Source organism: Streptomyces sp. NPDC057445 (assembly GCF_042802855.1).
Classification (GTDB): domain Bacteria; phylum Actinomycetota; class Actinomycetes; order Streptomycetales; family Streptomycetaceae; genus Streptomyces.
In genome coordinates, this window is the sequence record NZ_JBHVDH010000068.1 from 1 (window position 1) to 1,468 (window position 1,468).

The window sequence follows — 1,468 nt, forward strand, 5'->3', positions numbered from 1 at the left end:
AAAAAGTGCCCCTATGGTTTTCGTCAAGCGGTAGCGATCTTGGGCGGTTCGTAGAAGGTGCCGTCCCGGAGCATGGCGAAGAGGACGTCGATGCGACGTCGGGCGAGGCAGACGAGGGCCGCGACGTGGTGTTTCCCCTCGCGTCGTTTCCTGTCGTAGTAGGCGCGTGAGTCGGGCTGGGACAGGGAGGCGAACGCGGCGAGGTAGAAGGCCCGCTTGAGCTGTTTATTGCCTCGTCGGGAGGGTTGTTCGCCGCGGATGGAGGAGCCGGATCGGCGGGTGGCGGGCGCGAGTCCGGCGTAGGCGGCGAGGTGGCCTGCGGTGGCGAAGCCGCTGCCGTCACCGACGTCGATGAGGATGCGGGCTGCGGTCCTGACCCCGATGCCGGGCATGGAGATCAGGACCTGCGAAAGAGGGTGTGCCTCCAGGAGTTCCTCGATCCTGGCGGCGAGGAGTCTGCGCTGGTCGAGCACGGCGGTGAGCGAGGCGGCCAGGCTGGGGACGATCAGGGCGGCAGCGTCGGTGCCGGGCACGACGACGGTCTGCTCGTCGAGCGCGTCGAAGATGTCCTCGACGACTCGTTGGGCCATGCGCGGTGCCTTGGGCTGCAGCATGGATATCAGCCGTCGCCTACCGGCTTTCCGCAACTGTGCTGGTGAGCCGTAGCGTTCAAGAAGGAACAGGACTGCCGGGTGATCCAGGCGAGGACCCAGGACCCGCTCGAGCGAGGGATGGATCTGGGTCAGCAGCCCGCGCAGACGGTTCTTGGTGCGGGTCACCTCGCCGGCCAGGTCATCGTCGAAGCCGACGAGCATGTTCAGCTCGGCAACGGTCTCGTCGTCCGGCGCCAGATCCCGCAGAGTGTGCGGCATGGTGCGGGCGGCATCCGCGATCACCGCAGCGTCCCGGGCATCGGTCTTCGACTCACCGGGGTAGAGGTCGGCGATCCGCCGCATCGTCAGCCCTGGCAGATAGGCGACACGACAGCCGGCATCGCGGGCCACGGCCAGCGGCAGAGCCCCGATCGAGGCCGGCTGGTCCACCACGACCAGCACCGTTCCGTGCCTGGACTGCAGTTTCCCGAACAGCTCACGCAGCCGCGGTTCACTGTTGGGCAGCGCCTTGTCGAACACCTTCTTGCCCGCCGGAGTCAGAGCGGTGCCGTGATGCTCGCCCTTGCCGACGTCCAGACCGAGGTAGACATCGATCTCACCCTCGTCGCTCACTTACCCCTCCCCAGCAGACCCTTCCCGGCCTCATCTGCGGCATCAGCGTGCCGGCATCCACGTTACGAAGGCCTGCTTCACCCCGACGAGCAAGGCGAGCGGTCATGCCCCTGATCAGCGGTCTGCCAATGCCTCCCGGCCCGGTGACACCACTTTTTCGACCATGATCGACAAGGGGCGCAAGTCATGCCGGACCCGGAGACCGGGAACCCCATTGCGGGGCCACGAAAACGGTAACGGGG

General features: G+C 66.8%; 1 protein-coding gene. It reads right to left on the minus strand.

Features of this window, described 5'->3' with window-relative positions; genetic code table 11:
* Positions 1 to 23 precede the first annotated feature (23 nt).
* Positions 24 to 1,226, minus strand: coding sequence for an IS110 family transposase (locus ACFU5O_RS37455; RefSeq protein ID WP_384247499.1), 1,203 nt, complete (start codon positions 1,224 to 1,226; stop codon positions 24 to 26).
* Between the last annotated feature and the right edge of the window lie 242 nt (positions 1,227 to 1,468).